Origin of the sequence: Nocardiopsis sp. NPDC101807, assembly GCF_044766605.1 — a bacterium.
In the GTDB taxonomy this organism is placed as follows: Bacteria; Actinomycetota; Actinomycetes; order Streptosporangiales; family Streptosporangiaceae; genus Nocardiopsis; species Nocardiopsis tropica.
This window is the reverse complement of record NZ_JBIWMK010000008.1, coordinates 72,799-87,457: the sequence shown is the minus strand read 5'-3', so window position 1 is coordinate 87,457 and position 14,659 is coordinate 72,799. Positions and strand designations below refer to the sequence as shown.

Sequence of the window (14,659 nt, the reverse complement as noted above, 5' to 3'; positions counted from 1 at the left end):
GTGTGCGGCGCGCACGACCGCCGTCCCGGGGCTCCGGGACGGGGGCGCGGCGCGTCCCGGTCCCGTCATCCCAGTGCGGCGCGGTCGCGGGCGACGGCGGCCCGGTACGCGGCCACCTCCCGTTCCACGTCCGCCTCGTCCCACCCCAGCAGCGGCGCCACCAGCGCCGCCGCCCGGGGCGCCAGGGCCGCGCCGCCGTCGGGCGCTTCGAGCGCCACCCGGGTGCGCCGGGCGAGCACGTCCTCCAGGGTCCGGGCCCCCTCGTGGGTCACCGCGTGCCGGAGTTCCGCCGCCAGGTAGCCCGCCACGGTCGCCCCCAGGGCCGGGTCGCGCCGCACCGACTCCAGCACCCGCGGCGTCTCGTCGCCGTACCGCAGGAGCATGCGCCGTACGTGGTGCTCCGCGACCCCGTGCCCGGCGGCCGGTGAGGCGGCGCGCCCGGCGGCGCCCTGCCGGTCGCGGGCGCCGACCAGCGGGATCCGCGCGGTCGGGGTCGGCGGCAGCCTCCGGCCCAGCACCCGGCCGACCGCGTCCACCGCGTCCCGCGCCATCAGGCGGTAGGTGGTGTACTTGCCGCCCACGACCGTCACCACGCCGTGGCCGCTCAGCACCGCGTGGTCGCGCGAGAGCGCCGACGTGGCCGCGGCGTTCCCGGACGCGAGCAGCGGCCTCAGCCCCGCGTGGGCGCCCAGCACGTCCGCCCTGGTCAGCGGGCGGGCGAGGTAGCGGTTGACGTTGCGCAGCAGGTAGTCCACGTCCTCGGGGTCCACGCCCGGGGCGGACCGGTCCCCCTCGTACGCGGTGTCGGTGGTGCCGAGCAGCCACCGCCCGTACCAGCGCCGCAGGATGATCACCGAGTCCTCCGCCCGCGCGATGAGCCCCGTCCGCGAGTCGAAGGCCCCGCCCTCCACCAGCAGGTGCACTCCCTTGGCCGGGCGCACGGCGAGGGCCGGCTCGCCCGCCATGGCCTGGACGTCCGCGGCCCACACTCCCGCGGCGTTGACCACCGAGCCCGCCGACACCTCGAGTTCGCCCCCCTCGGCCGTGCGGACGGCCACCGCGCGCACCCGGCCCCCCTCCACGCGCATCCCCGTGACCCTGGCGTGGCTGAGGACGAGCGCGCCGTGGCCGGCCGCGGTCCTCGCCACGGCCAGGGTGTGCCGGGCGTCGTCCATGCGCCCGTCGTGGTACCGGATGCCGCCGGTGACCGCGGAGGCGTCCAGCCCCGGTGCGAGCGCGAGCGCGCCGCGCCGGGACAGGTGCCGGTGCGCGGGGACCCCGGCTCCCCGCCGCCGGGACAGTGCCAGGGCGTCGTAGGCGAGCACCCCCGCACCGAAGTACGTCCGCTCCCACCAGCGGGTGGTCGGGAGCAGGAAGGGCTCGGCGGCCACCAGGTGCGGCGCGGTCACGCCGATCATGAGGTCCCGTTCGCGCAGGGCCTCCGCGACCAGGGAGAAGTTGAGCTGTTCGAGGTAGCGCAGCCCGCCGTGCGCCGTCTTGCCCGAGCGCGACGACGTCCCGCCCGCCAGGTCGCCGGCCTCGACCAGCAGGACCGACAGGCCCCTGGCCGCTGCGTCGAGCGCGCACCCCGACCCGGTGATGCCGCCGCCGACCACGACCACGTCGAAGTGCCCGCCCCCGGCCCGCGACAGCACCCGGTCCCGGTCGGCGGGGGAGAGCCGGTGCGGTTCAGAGCCCACGGGGGACCTCCGCGTCGTCACAGGCGGGGGAGGGCCGCGGGACCCGCCCGGACGCGGGGCCCGCCGCGAGGGGCCGCCACAGCGGGCGGGCCGCCTCCAGGTGGGCGAGGTAGCGCCCGTAGCCGTCGTCGTAGTGGGCGCGCAGGGCCGGATCCGGCTCGACGGTCGCGGACGGGGCGGTCCACCCGGCCCGGTCCACCGAGTCGCCCACCGCCGAGAGGACGGCGCCGCGGGCGCCGACCTCGGGGGCTCGCGCCGTCTCCAGCGGTATCCCGAGCACGTCGGCGAAGACCTGGAGCCACGGCAGGGACCGGGAGCCCCCGCCGCAGACCAGCAGGCGGTCCGGGGACCCCGCCGTGTCGAAGCAGTGCCGGGCCGCGTAGGCCAGCCCCTCGCACACCGCGCGCACGAGGTCGCCCCGCGAGGTCGTCAGCCTGACCCCCGTGAACTGGCCCGCCGCGCGCGGGTCGACGAACGGGGCGCGCTCGCCCGACGGGGCCAGGTACGGCAGCACCTCCACCCCTCCCGCGCCCGGGGCGCTCTCGGCGAGGGACCGGCCGACGCCCTCCACGTCCATCCCGAGTACGGACAGCAGCCAGTCCACGGACGCCGTGCCCACCATCGCCGGCATCGCCCGCAGCCACCGTCCCCGCCCACCCGTGGAGACGTGGAACCCCGCCGGGGTCCCCGCGGTCTCCAGGCGGTCGACGAGCACCATGCACCCGAGGGTGGTGCCGACGATCATCAGGGCGTCGCCCGGGTCGCGCACGCCCGCCCCCACCGCGCAGGCGGGGAAGTCGAACGGCCCCGAGCGGACCGGGGTCCCCTCCGGCAGCCCCAGCAGGCGCGCGCCGTCGGCGTGCAGCCCGGCGCCGGGGGCGGCCGAGACGGGCGCCAGGAGGCCGCGCCGGCCGGTGAGCCCCGTCAGCTCCAGCACGGCGTCGCTGTAACCCTTCCCGGAGCCGTCGCCGAACGGCATCGAGCTGTCGCTCGCGTCGGTGGCCCGTGTGCCGGTCAGCCGGGCGAACACCGCGTCCTTGCAGTACCCGGCCGTCGCCGCCCGGTCCAGGGACCCCGGTTCGTGCTCGTCGAGCCAGGCCAGCAGGGGCGCGGCGGTGCCGGGGAACATGGTCGTGCCGTTCTCGCGGTAGACCCGCTCGGTCACCCCCGTGCGGTTCCACCGCCGGAGGATCTCCGAGGCGCGCCCGTCCAGCCACGACATGGCGGGGCGCACCTGCCTGTGGTCGGCGTCGGTGAGCCAGCACCCGTCGCCCTGCCCGGTCACCGCGACCAGGTCCGGTGGGGAGCCCGCCTCGGCGGCCACGGCGCGGACCACCTCCGACACCCCCGCCAGGACGTGCTCCAGGTCCTGTTCGACCGCGCCCCCCGGCCCGTGGGAGACCGCGAGGCCGCGTCCGCGCACGGCCAGCGCCGCGCCCGTCTCGTCGAACACGACGGCCTTGACCACGGACGTGCCCGCGTCCACGCCGAGGAGGGTCCGCCCGCCGCTCACGGAGCGCCCTCTCCCGGGGAGCCCGGCACCCCGGGGGAGGGCGGGGGACCGGCGGCCACCGGGGGGCGCGCGTCCGCGCGTCCGGGGGGCCGTCGGCGCACCCGGGCCGGACAGGTGGTCGATCCCTCACGGAACGTGGTGGCTTCGTCGAGCGGTCGGGACATGGGACGGGTCTCCTCACGCCGTCGGGGCTGCGGGAAGTGCCGGTGCTCCGGCGGTTGCGGGAAACTGCGGGTCGGTGGCCGCGGGGCGCGTGTCCGGCGGGCCCCGGCGGCGTCAGGGCGCGGCCTCCAGGGCCGAGCGGAGGTAGGCGCGGGCGTCGTCGTGGTCGGCCGCGACGTGCTCGGCGAGGGCGAGCGCGTCCGCGCCGGGCGGGTAGTCGCGGTTGGGGAGGGCGACGACGCGCATGCGCGCCGCGCTGGCCGCGCGGATGCCGTTGGCCGAGTCCTCCACGGCCAGCGGCACGGCGGCGGCCGGGGGGACGCCGAGCCGCCGCAGGGCCTCGGTGTAGACGTCGGGCGAGGGCTTGCCGCGCGCCACCTCCTCGCTGGAGACCGTGGCGGCGAACAGGCGGGCCAGCCCCTCGCGCTCCAGGACGGTGTCGATGACGGGCCGGGCCGCGGAGGAGGCCAGGCCGATCACGGTCGCCGCGGCGGTGTCGGCGAGGAGGTCGCGGGCGCCGGGGAGGAGGGGGCCGCGACCGGCCAGGAGGGCGTCGCGCATGTGCGCGACGCAGGACTCGTACACGTGCTCCGGGTCGACCCGGGCGCCGGTGCTGCGGTGGATCCGCCCGGCCACGTCCCGCGACCACTCGGGGCTGCTCATGCCCTGCACCCGGAGCGTGTCGTCGCGGGACCAGGGCGCGCCGTGGCGTCGGCAGTACGCCTCCCAGGACTCCTCCCACAGGTGCTCGGTCCACACGACGACCCCGTCGAGGTCGAAGACGACCACGGGGCGGCCCGCCGGGGGCCCGGTCCGGCCGGAGGGGCCCCGCCGGGCGGGATCAGACGTCATCGCCCGCCACCTCCACCGGCACGTCGTGTTCGCGGAGCCGGGCGAGGTGTTCGGCGGGGGTCGCGGAGTCGACGACCACGGACGTGAACCCCTCCAGCGGCAGCAGGCGGTGGAGCGCGCTGCGGGTGAGCTTGGAGTGGTCGATGAGCAGGTGGCACCTCTCGGCGGCGGCGACCATCTCGCGTTTGACCGCCACGATCCTGTCCTCCTGATGGAAGGCGTGGCCCGCCGTCACCGCGGAGGTGCTGACGAAGGCGACGTCGAAGCGCATCGAGCGGATGGCCTCCACGCAGGTCGTTCCGAGGAACGAGTCGTGCTGCACGTCGTAGGTGCCGCCGAGCGCGACGACCTGCACGTCCCGCAGCCGGGACAGCTCCGTGAGGGCGTGCAGGTAGTTGGTGGCCACGGTGAGCGGGGCCAGCTCCGCCAGGTGGGGGACGAGGTGGGCGGCGGTGGTGGAGTCGTCGAGGAGCACCGACATGCCGGGCTCGACCAGTCCGGCCGCCCGCGCCGCGATGGCGCGCTTGGCGTCGGCGTTGACCCGTCTGCGGTACTCGACGTTGGACTCGAAGGTGCCGCTGGGCTGGGCGGTGGCCACCCCTCTCGCCTTGCGGAGCACCCCCTGGCGCTGGAGCTCGTCCAGGTCGCGGTGGATGGTCATGACCGAGACCCCGAAGCGCTCGGCCAGCTCCTGGGCGGACACCGACCCGCTGTCCAGGACGAGGCCCGTGATCAGAGACTGCCGGTCCCCCGGCCCCGGGGGGCGTTCGTCCTCGACCCGGTCGTGCTCGCTCGGGTCCGCCTTGGCCGCCACGGTGCGTGTCCCCCGTCGTTCGTCGTCCTGTTGCCGAACATCTCAACCGGGCGGCCGTCGTGTGTCAACCCCCGGTGTGAAGTTCACCCGTTGAGACGGGGCGGGTGCGGAGGGCCGTGCCCCGTTGACCTGGGGAGCCGCCCCGGGACCGTGAAGATCACCGGGAAACATGTGACGAACACACCTTGACATGAGAAGAGCGCGGTCCTACGTTGGCCGACACCACGTCCGAAGGTGAAGCGGGTCACATCCCTGTACGCCTCCGAGCAGAGGATCCGCGGTGCGCGCTGCCGGTTCACCACGTGAAGCTCCCCCCGACCCCGCCGACCGGCGCGACGCCCTCTGGCTCGGCGTCGACCTGGGCACCCAGGGCGTCCGCGCCGTCCTCGTCGACGACCACGGCGCCGTCGTCGGCTCCGGGGAGGCCGCCCTGTTCCGCGACCACCGCGACGGGCCCCGCCACGAACAGGACCCCGAGGAGTGGTGGAGCGCCACCTGCCGGGCCACCGGCGCCGCCCTCGCCGCGCGGGACCCCGGGGACGGGCGCCCGGTCGGCGCCGTCAGCGTCGACGGCACCTCCGGCACCCTCCTGCTCCAGACCGCCGACGCCCTGCCCGTCGGACCGGCCCAGATGTACGACGACGCCAGGGCGGCCTCCCGGACCGCGGCGATCCACACCCTGGGCGCCGACCACGTCCAGCCCACCTGGGCCCTCCCCCGCCTGGTCGGGCTCGCCCGCGAGGGCCGCCTCGCCCCGGGGCTGCTCGTCGCCCACCAGGGCGACCACGTCTCCGGGCGCCTCGCCGGAGCGGCCGTGCCCACCGACACCAGCCAGGCCCTCAAGACCGGCTACGACCCGCGGACCCTGAGCTGGCCGCACACCCTCGTGGACCGCCTCGGGATCGATCCGGCGGTCCTGCCCCCCGTGGTCGCCCCCGGCGCGACGGTCGGCCACGTCACCGCGGCCGCCTCCCGGGCCTCCGGCATCCCCGAGGGCACCCCCGTCCGGGCCGGCATGACCGACGGCTGCGCGGCCCAGGTCGCCACCGCCGCCCTCGCACCGGGGCTCTGGTGCTCGTCCCTCGGCACCACGCTCGTCCTCAAGGGCGCCAGCCCCCACCCGCTCCGCGACCCCTCCGGGGTGGTCTACAACCACCGCAACCCGGACGGCGGCTGGCTGCCCGGGGGCGCGTCCAGCACCGGTACCGGACGGCTCGACACCGACCTCGGCGGCCACGACCTCGACCTGCTCACCGCGCGGGCGCTCCGCCTCGGCGTCCCCGGCGGGGCCACGTACCCGCTCGCGGGCGCCGGTGAGCGGTTCCCCTTCGCGGCCCCCGGCGCACGGGGGTTCGACCTCGGCCCCGGGAGCGGTCCGACGGACCCCGCCGCGCGCCTCAACCGGATCGCCCACGGGCTGGCCTACGTCGAACGCCTCTCCCTGGACGCCCTCGCCGCGCTGGGCGCCGACACCGCGGGCCCGGTCACCGCCGTCGGCGGCGCGGTCCGCAACCACTGGCTCACCGCCCTGCGGGCCGACGTCCTCGGCCGCACCGTGCTGGTCCCCGCGCACACCGGCTCGGCGTTCGGCTCCGCGGTGATCGCCCGCGCCCCGGCGGGCCGCCTGGCCGAGACCGCGCGCGCCATGGTCCGCGTCGCCCACCGCTACGAACCCGATCCGTCCCGCGCGGACGAACTCGCACACGGGTACCGGCGCCTCGTCGAGGCCCTCCGCGACCGCGGGTGGCTCGGCGGGCCCCGGACCCCGAGGGGGGCCACGGCATGACCCCGGCGTACACGGAGCTGTCCCTGGTCCGCCACGGCCGCACCGTCTGGCACGCGGAGAACCGGTACGCGGGCAGTTCCGACGTCTCCCTCGACCGCACCGGCCGCGACCAGGCCCGCGACCTCGCCCTCTGGGTCGGCGAACACCCCCACGACGCGGTCGCCTGCTCCCCGCTCGGCCGCGCCAGGGCCACGGCCCTCCCCTCCGCCGCGGCGCTCGGCGTGGAGCCCGTCGTCCTGCGGGACCTCGCCGAGGCCGACTTCGGGCTGGCGGAGGGGCTGACCCTCGCCGAGACCGACGAGCGCCACCCCGGGACGGCGCACGCCTTCCGCGCCGACCCCGCGGCCCACCCGCTCCCCGGCGCCGAGGACCCCGCCGCGGTCGCGGACCGCGTGCGCGCGGCCCTGCGGAGCCTCGCCGACGAGCACCCCGGACGGCGCGTCCTCGTCGTCGCCCACAACACGGCGCTGCGCCTGGCCCTGTGCTCCTGGCTCGGCATCCCCCTGGCCTGCTACCGGCGCGTGCTCCCCCGGCTGGACAACGGCGCGGTCACCCGGCTGCGCGTCCCCGCCGACCCCGCCGAGCCGCCCGCCCTGCTGGCGCTCAACCTCCCGACGCGCCGGGAACCCCGCACGGCCCCGGGGACGCACGACTCCACGCCGGGCCCCCGGCGCCCCTCCGACCCGGCGCGTCAGCGGTCCTCCGCGCCCCCGGCGCGCCCCGATCCGGACACGCGGCGGGACCCCGGCCCCTCCGACTGAACCCCGGCGCGGCCGACCGGCGGTCCCGCCGGACGGCGCCACCCCCACCACCGACTGGAGAGCACCGTGAACCCCAGAAGGCACCGCCGCCCCCCGCGCACCCCCGGAACCCCCCTCGTCCCCGGTTCGCCCGGAGCGGCGGACCTGTCCCGGCGCCGTGCCATGGGCCTCCTGGGAGCGGGCGGCGCGGCCGCGGCGGGAGCGGTCCTGCTGCCCGGGTGCGGACTGGGCACCGGCAGCACCGCCGGCGGCGAGAACGGGGCCGGCGAGGTCACCGGGGCGTTCGACTGGCGCAAGGCCGAGGGCGCCGAGATCTCCGTGCTCCAGACCCCGCACCCCTACCAGGTGGCGTTCCAGCCCCTCCTCGCGCAGTTCACGGAGCTGACCGGCATCACCGTCAACGCCGACCTCGTCGCGGAGGCCGACTACTACACGCGCCTCAACACCGAGCTGGCCGGCGGCGCGGGCAACTACGACGCGTTCATGACCGGCGCCTACTTCATCTGGACCTACGGCCCGCCCGGCTGGATGGAGGACCTGCGCCCCTGGATCGACAACGAGTCCGCCACGAGCGACGAGTACGACTTCGACGACATCTACGAGGGCCTGCGCACCTCCACGTCCTGGGACTTCACCGTCGGGAGCCCCCTGGGCACCGGGGGGCAGTGGGCCGTCCCGTGGGGCTTCGAGACCAACGTGATCTGCTACAACAAGGCCGAGTTCGACCGGCGCGGCATCCGGCCGGCGGAGACCTTCGACGAACTCCGCGAACTCGCGGTCGACCTCACGGACCGCTCGGAGAACACCTACGGCCTCGCCTTCCGGGGATCGCGCTCCTGGGCGACCGTCCACCCCGGGTTCATGACCCAGTTCACCAGGGAGGGCTGCGTCGACTACACGCTGGAGGGAGACCGGCTCGTGGCCGCCATGAACTCGGAGGCCGCCGTCGACTTCACCCGGAAGTGGGTCGACCTCGCGCGCGACGCCGGACCCACCTCCTGGACCACCTACGACTACCCCGACTGCACCGCCGACCTCGGGTCGGGCACGGCCATGATGGTCTACGACGCGGACTCGGCCACCTACCCCCAGAACATCGCGGGCAACAGCGCCGAGGCGGGCAACCTCGCCTGGCACCCGGGACCGGCCGGACCCGACGGCAACTACGACACCAACCTGTGGACGTGGTCGCTGGCCATGAGCTCCGCGTCCCGCAACAAGCTCGCCGCCTGGCTGTTCATCCAGTGGGCCACGGGCAGGGACGCCCAGAGCCAGGCCGTCCAGACCGGGGAACTGGGGTTCGCCGACCCCACCCGCGAGTCCGTGTTCGAGGACGCGTTCAAGGCGGGCCTCGGCGAGTTCTCCGGCTACCAGGAGACCTTCGAGAGGGTCATCGACTCCACGAGGATCCACTTCACACCGCAGACGCAGTTCTTCGAGAACACCGAGAACTGGGCGGTGGCGCTCCAGGACATCTACGCGGGCGACGACGCCGGGGAACGGCTCGACGCGCTGGCGCGGGCGAGCACCGACGCGCTGGACACCGAGTGAGGGGGGCGAGCACGTGAGCACGACCACCGCGCCCCCGGAGGCGGAGGGGGACGGGTCCGGGAGCGGCGCCCCCGCCCGCCGGGTACCCGCCTGGCGGCGCGGGCTCCGGCCCTACCTGCTGTCCGTCCCCGCCGTCCTCGTCATCGCGGGCATCCTGTACCCGTTCGCCCTGGGCGCCTACTACGCCTTCCTCGACTACGCGGCCGTCGTCCCCGAGCCCGTGTTCGTCGGACTCCGGAACATCACCGGGACCCTCGGCGACCCGGTGTTCTGGTCCAGCGTGCGCGTGACCGCCACCTACGCCGTCGCCGCCACGGCCGTCGAGACGGTCCTCGGCGTCGGCGTCGCGCTGCTGCTCTTCCGCTCCGGGCTCGTGGGCAGGCTCCTGGAACGCCTGCTGATCCTGCCCCTGATGATCGCCCCGGTGATCGCCGGCGTCATCTGGGGACTGATGTTCAACCCCCAGTTCGGCGTGCTCAACCACGTGCTCGGACTCGGCTCCACCTTCGACTGGCTGAGCGAGGACCGGGCCCTGTGGTCGGTGATGCTGGTCGACGTCTGGATCTTCACCCCCTTCGTCGCGGTCCTCGTCCTGGCGGGCCTCCGCTCGCTGCCCCGGGAGCCCTTCGAGGCGTCCGACGTGGACGGCGCGGGCCGGCTCTACATGTTCCGGCGCCTCATGCTGCCGATGATGTGGCCCTACGTCCTCGTCGCCGTGATCTTCCGGTTCATGGACTCGCTGAAGGTCTTCGACCACGTGTACGTGCTCACCGCCGGAGGACCGGGAGGGGCCACCCGCACCCTCCAGATCGGCGCCTTCCAGAACTCGATCACCAACCTGAACTTCTCCCTCGGCAGCACCTACATGCTGCTGCTGTGGGTGATCGTGTTCGTCACCGCCCGCTACCTGGTCTCCGTCCTGGGCCGGGCCCAGCGCCGCGCGGCCGGATCGGAGGACTGAGACGTGACCGCCACCCGCCGCCCGGGACGGCGCCGGTCCTCCCCGGCCTCCGCCGGGGCCGACCTCCTGCTGGTCCTGTGGTTCGCCTTCTCGCTGTTCCCGATCCTGTGGATGGTCCTGCTGTCCCTCAAGTCCAGGGCGGACCAGACCTCCACCTACTTCGTGTTCACCCCGACCCTGGACAACTTCGCCACCGTGCTGAGCGAGGAGGGCGCCCGCCTCACCAGCGTCGACTTCACCGGGGCGCTGCTCACCAGCCTCATCACCTCGCTGGGCGCGGTCCTGCTGTCCCTCGCCATCGGCGTCCCGGCGGCCTACGCGGCCGGACGCTGGGCCTACCGGGGGTCCGGGGACATCATGTTCACCATCCTGTCGTTCCGGTTCGCGCCGGAACTGATGGTGATCGTGCCGCTGTTCGTCATCTACAACCAGCTCGGGCTGTTCGACTCCGGCGCCGGCACGATCTGGGTGCTCCAGCTGGTCACCCTGCCGCTGATCGTGTGGATCCTGCGGTCCTACTTCCAGGACATGCCGGAGGAGCTCGAACAGGCGGCCCTCCTGGACGGCTACACCCGCACCCGCGCCTTCCTCACGGTGGCGCTCCCGCTGGTGCGGCCCGGCATCGCGGCGTCGGCGCTGCTGGCGTTCGTCTTCGCGTGGAACAACTACGTGTTCCCGCTCATCCTCACCGGCAGCCAGAACCCCACGGTGACCGTGGCCGTGACCCGTTTCCTCGGCGGCGGCGGGCAGGCGTTCTACAACCTCACCGCCGCCGCCGCGCTCATCGCGGCCCTGCCACCGCTCCTGGTGGCCCTGTCCATCCAGCGCTATCTCGTGCGCGGCCTGTCGTTCGGGGCGGTGAAGTCGTGAGTTCCCTGGAACTGCGCGGGCTCGGCGCCCGCTACGGAAGGAAGACCGCCCTGCGCGGCCTGGACGCGGAGATCGCCGACGGCGAGTTCTTCGTCGTCCTGGGCCCCTCGGGGGCGGGCAAGACCACCACCCTCAAGTGCGTCGCCGGACTCGTGGAGGGGGCCACCGGCGCCGTCCTCATCGGGGGCCGCGACATGACCGGGGTGGAGCCCTACGAGCGCAACGTGGCGATGGCCTTCGAGAGCTACGCCCTCTACCCCCAGAAGACCGTGGCGGAGAACCTCGCCTCGCCCCTGCGCTCCGGGCGCCTGGGGACCTGGACGCCCGAGCAGCGCACTGCGCGCGTCGGCGAGGTCACCCGGACCCTGGGCATCGACCACCTGCTCGGCCGCTACCCGCGCGAACTGTCCAACGGCCAGCGCCAGCGCACGGCCCTGGGCCGGGTGCTGGTCAGGCCGGCCGACGTCTACCTGCTGGACGAACCCCTCTCCCACCTGGACGCCAAACTGCGCGCCGCCATGCGGGCGGAGCTCAAGCAGCTCAGCGGGGCGGCGCGCACCACGACCGTCTACGTCACCCACGACTACCAGGAGGCCCTGGCCCTGGGGGACCGCATCGGGGTGCTGCGCGAGGGGCGGTTCGTCCAGGTCGGCACCCCCGCCCAGGTGTGGGAGACCCCGGCGGACGCCTTCGTGGCCCGCTCCCTGGGACAGCCCGAGACGAACCTGCTGGAGGCCCGCGTGCACCGAGGACTGGCCACCACCCACGGTGGGGGAGCCACCGTCGCCCTCCCGGAGGAGGCGCACGGCGCCGACGCCGTCCTGCTCGGGCTGCGCCCCCGGGACCTGCGGATCGCCGGACCGTCCGCGCCGCCGGACGGCGCGGGGCGGGAGCTCGCCATGCGCGGCCGGGTCGTCCTGGTCGAACGCCTCGGCCGCTCCCGCGAGCTGAGCGTGGACGTGGCCGGCCGGACCGTGATCACGGTCACCGACGACCCGCGCGTCCGCGAGGGGGACGAGGTCACCCTCGCGGTGGAGTGGGGCCGCGTCCACGTCTTCGCGGGTCGGGCGGGCGACGGGTCCCCGTACCCGCCCCGGGCGGGCAGCGCCCTGCCGGCCGGGGGGACGCGATGACGGCCGCGCCGGACACCGCGCCCCGGGCCGCCCGGAGCCTCACCCTGCGGAACCTGCACAAGACCTACGCCGCGCGCGGGCGCGAGCCGTTCGCGGCCGTGCGCGGCATCGACCTCGCCGTCGAACCCGGGGAGACGGTCGCCCTCCTCGGCCCCTCCGGCTGCGGCAAGACCACCACCCTGCGCATGATCGCCGGCCTGGAGACCGCGACCTCCGGGGAGGTCCTCATCGGCGACCGCACGGTCACCGACCTGCCCCCGGGCAGGCGCGACGTCGGCGTCGTCTTCGAGAACTACGCCCTCTACCCGCCCCTGTCGGTGCGGGAGAACCTGGCCTACGGGCTGCGCGCGCGAAGGACCCGCGACGTCGGTCCGCGCGTGGCCGCGATCGCGGAGCGCATGGAGGTCACCGACCTGCTGGACCTGCGCCCCGCCGGCCTCTCCAGCGGTCAGAAGCAGCGCGTGGCCCTGGCACGGGCCCTGGTCCGCAACCCGCCGGTCCTCCTGCTGGACGAGCCCCTGTCCCACCTGGACGCCGGGCAGCGCCAGCGGGTGCGGCGCGAACTGAAGGTGCTCCGGCGCGAGTTCGGCTGCACGACCGTCGTGGTCACCCACGACCAGCTGGAGGCGCTCAGCCTCGCGGACCGGATGGCGGTCATGGACGGCGGCGTGATCCGGCAGTTCGGCACCCCCGACGAGGTCTTCGACGACCCCGCCGACCGGTTCGTCGCCGACTTCGTGGGCGAACCCCCGATCAACCTGGTCGCGGGCACGGTCGCGGACGGCGGTGGGGCCGTGCGCGTCGGCGGGGCCGGGACCCTGCCCACGGCCTCCCGCGCCCGTGCGGGCACCCGGGTCCAGGTGGGCCTGCGCCCGCAGGACTGCGAGGTCGTCGAGCGGGGGTCGGCGCGTCCCGCGCTGAGCGCGACCGTCGCCGTGTTCGAGTACCTCATGGAGTTCGGACTGGCCACGGTCGGCCTCGCCGGGGAGCAGGACCCGCCGGAGGCGGGAGGAGGGGGCCCGCGCCGGTTCGTCGTCCAGACACCCGGCGGGGCGTCCCTCGCCCCGGGCGCAGCCGTCCTGATCGGGGCACGGCCCGAACACGTCCACCTCTTCGACCCCGGGACGGGGGAGCGACTGCGATGACCGACACCCTTCGCCTGGTCTGCGCCGGGGACGGCTTCATCTCCGCCGACCTGCTCGCCGCGGCTCTGGAGGCCGAACTGGCGGGCGGCGACGGGCGGCCCGGCCTTCCCGCCACGATCGAGCGCGTCGACTCCGACTGGCCCACCGCGCCCTTCGCCGACGTGGACGGGGTCAGGGAGGCCTCCGGGGACCCCGCCGCTCTGGCCGCCCTGACCCGGGGCGCGCACGCCCTGGTCACCCACCTGGCGCCGGTCACGCGCGAGGTGGTCGAGGCGGGGCGCGGCACCCTGCGGGTCATCGGCGTGACACGGGGCGGCCCCGTCAACGTGGACGTCGCGGCGGCGGCCGAGGCGTCGGTGCCCGTGGTCCGCCTGCCCGGGCGCAACCTGGGCGCGGTCGCCGAGTACTGCGTCGGAACGATGATCTGCGCCATGCGGGGCCTGCCCGGCGCGGCGGCCGGGCTGGCGCGCGGCCGGTGGGACGCGGAGGGGTTCCGGTACGAGCGGACCGGCCCGGAACTGCGGGCGGCCACGGTGGGACTGGTCGGGCTGGGGGCGGTGGGGGCGCGGGTGGCCGAGCTCCTGGCCGCCTTCGGGGCGACGGTGCTCGCCCACGACCCCTACGCCGACGCCGGGACGGCGCGCCGCGCGGGCGCCCGCCTGGTGGGGCTGGACGAGCTGCTGGCCGGGTCGGACGTGGTGAGCCTGCACGCCCGCCTGACGGAGGAGACCCGTCACATCGTGGACGCGGCGGCGCTCGCGGCGATGCGGCCGGGATCACTGCTGGTCAACACCGCGCGCGGTGAACTGGTGGACGCGGCCGCGCTGGACCGGGCCCTGGAGTCGGGGCACCTGCGCGGAGCGGTGCTGGACGTGTTCGACCCCGAGCCCCCGGCGGCGGGGGACCCGCTGCTGCGGCGCCCGGGGGTCTTCGCCACCCCGCACCTGGCGGGCGCCTCCACCCAGGTCGCGGAGGAGTCCGCGGTCCGGATCGCGCGCGAGGTCGTGGCGGTGCTCACGGGGGGAGGAGCCGGCCGGGACGCGTGAGCGCGCCGACACCGGTCGTCCCCAGGTCGGCTCCGGCTCTGGCGCCCCGGTGCCCGCCCTAGTTGACTGGAACACGGGGGGTCCCCAGGGGCCCGCCCGCTCCGGCCTGCCCTCGCACGGCCGGCCCCGCCCGCGCCCCGCCCCAGGCGGCCCCGCGGTCCAGGGGCAGACGGCCCCGCGCCGGCGGCGCGCGGCGGCGAGTCCTCCCGCAGGCCCCTCCCGGCACGGGCCACCGTCCCGGGCCGCTGACCGCGGGCGGGCCCTCCCGGAGGGCTCCGCCCGTCCGGGGGACCGGCCGCGGCGGCCCCGGAACCTCCGCGTCCCCGGTGTGGGACGCCAGGTGCGGGAAGGTAGGAACCAGCCGA

At 75.9% G+C, this 14,659-nt stretch carries 12 protein-coding genes; 8 read left to right on the top strand and 4 right to left on the bottom strand.

The features are described from left to right. Window positions 1-65: 65 nt before the first annotated feature. The 4 genes from ACIRPH_RS23900 to ACIRPH_RS23885 all read right to left on the bottom strand — a co-directional run bounded on the left by ACIRPH_RS23900 (window position 66) and on the right by ACIRPH_RS23885 (window position 5,041). Window positions 66-1,700, bottom strand: coding sequence for a glycerol-3-phosphate dehydrogenase/oxidase (locus ACIRPH_RS23900; protein WP_402918043.1), 1,635 nt, complete (start codon window positions 1,698-1,700; stop codon window positions 66-68). Continuing rightward, entirely contained in the window at window positions 1,690-3,213 is a 1,524-nt protein-coding gene (locus ACIRPH_RS23895) for an FGGY family carbohydrate kinase (protein ID WP_402918041.1), read from the bottom strand. The genes ACIRPH_RS23900 and ACIRPH_RS23895 overlap by 11 nt, the downstream gene beginning before the upstream one ends. A gap of 276 nt (window positions 3,214-3,489) precedes the next feature. Further along, window positions 3,490-4,227 carry an HAD family hydrolase gene (locus tag ACIRPH_RS23890; RefSeq protein WP_402918038.1) on the bottom strand — a complete coding sequence of 246 codons (738 nt, stop codon included), beginning with the start codon at window positions 4,225-4,227 and terminating at the stop codon, window positions 3,490-3,492. Next, window positions 4,217-5,041 carry a DeoR/GlpR family DNA-binding transcription regulator gene (locus tag ACIRPH_RS23885; protein ID WP_402918036.1) on the bottom strand — a complete coding sequence of 275 codons (825 nt, stop codon included), beginning with the start codon at window positions 5,039-5,041 and terminating at the stop codon, window positions 4,217-4,219. The genes ACIRPH_RS23890 and ACIRPH_RS23885 overlap by 11 nt, the downstream gene beginning before the upstream one ends. Window positions 5,042-5,321: 280 nt before the next feature. On the opposite strand from ACIRPH_RS23885, the gene ACIRPH_RS23880 reads away from it, so the two are divergent. The 8 genes from ACIRPH_RS23880 to ACIRPH_RS23845 all read left to right on the top strand — a co-directional run bounded on the left by ACIRPH_RS23880 (window position 5,322) and on the right by ACIRPH_RS23845 (window position 14,294). Further along, window positions 5,322-6,827, top strand: a complete 1,506-nt coding sequence (locus ACIRPH_RS23880) for an FGGY-family carbohydrate kinase (protein ID WP_402918033.1) — start codon at window positions 5,322-5,324, stop codon at window positions 6,825-6,827. Continuing rightward, complete coding sequence (locus ACIRPH_RS23875) at window positions 6,824-7,588, top strand: histidine phosphatase family protein (protein ID WP_402918030.1); 765 nt, start codon at window positions 6,824-6,826, stop codon at window positions 7,586-7,588. Before ACIRPH_RS23880 ends, ACIRPH_RS23875 begins: the two co-directional genes overlap by 4 nt. Window positions 7,589-7,654: 66 nt before the next feature. Further along, complete coding sequence (locus ACIRPH_RS23870; protein WP_402918027.1) at window positions 7,655-9,139, top strand: extracellular solute-binding protein; 1,485 nt, start codon at window positions 7,655-7,657, stop codon at window positions 9,137-9,139. A 13-nt stretch (window positions 9,140-9,152) separates the two neighbouring features. Further along, window positions 9,153-10,100: a carbohydrate ABC transporter permease gene (locus tag ACIRPH_RS23865; protein WP_402918024.1), complete on the top strand. Its 948-nt coding sequence runs from the start codon at window positions 9,153-9,155 to the stop codon at window positions 10,098-10,100. Between the two features lie 3 nt (window positions 10,101-10,103). After that, the gene (locus tag ACIRPH_RS23860) at window positions 10,104-10,970 is read left to right on the top strand and encodes a carbohydrate ABC transporter permease (protein ID WP_402918021.1); all 867 of its coding nucleotides are present in this window, start codon (window positions 10,104-10,106) and stop codon (window positions 10,968-10,970) included. After that, window positions 10,967-12,103 carry an ABC transporter ATP-binding protein gene (locus tag ACIRPH_RS23855; protein ID WP_402918018.1) on the top strand — a complete coding sequence of 379 codons (1,137 nt, stop codon included), beginning with the start codon at window positions 10,967-10,969 and terminating at the stop codon, window positions 12,101-12,103. The genes ACIRPH_RS23860 and ACIRPH_RS23855 overlap by 4 nt, the downstream gene beginning before the upstream one ends. Then, window positions 12,100-13,248 carry an ABC transporter ATP-binding protein gene (locus ACIRPH_RS23850; protein ID WP_402918015.1) on the top strand — a complete coding sequence of 383 codons (1,149 nt, stop codon included), beginning with the start codon at window positions 12,100-12,102 and terminating at the stop codon, window positions 13,246-13,248. The genes ACIRPH_RS23855 and ACIRPH_RS23850 overlap by 4 nt, the downstream gene beginning before the upstream one ends. After that, window positions 13,245-14,294 (top strand): NAD(P)-dependent oxidoreductase, encoded by a 1,050-nt coding sequence (locus ACIRPH_RS23845; protein WP_402918012.1) that lies wholly within the window; start codon window positions 13,245-13,247, stop codon window positions 14,292-14,294. The genes ACIRPH_RS23850 and ACIRPH_RS23845 overlap by 4 nt, the downstream gene beginning before the upstream one ends. Window positions 14,295-14,659 lie beyond the last annotated feature (365 nt).

Coding starts and splice junctions, on each gene's coding strand:
- ACIRPH_RS23890 (WP_402918038.1), bottom strand. CDS start 4,227: ATGACGTCTGATCCCGCCCGGCGGGGCCCCTCCGGCCGGACCGGGCCC.
- ACIRPH_RS23845 (WP_402918012.1), top strand. CDS start 13,245: ATGACCGACACCCTTCGCCTGGTCTGCGCCGGGGACGGCTTCATCTCC.
- ACIRPH_RS23850 (WP_402918015.1), top strand. CDS start 12,100: ATGACGGCCGCGCCGGACACCGCGCCCCGGGCCGCCCGGAGCCTCACC.
- ACIRPH_RS23875 (WP_402918030.1), top strand. CDS start 6,824: ATGACCCCGGCGTACACGGAGCTGTCCCTGGTCCGCCACGGCCGCACC.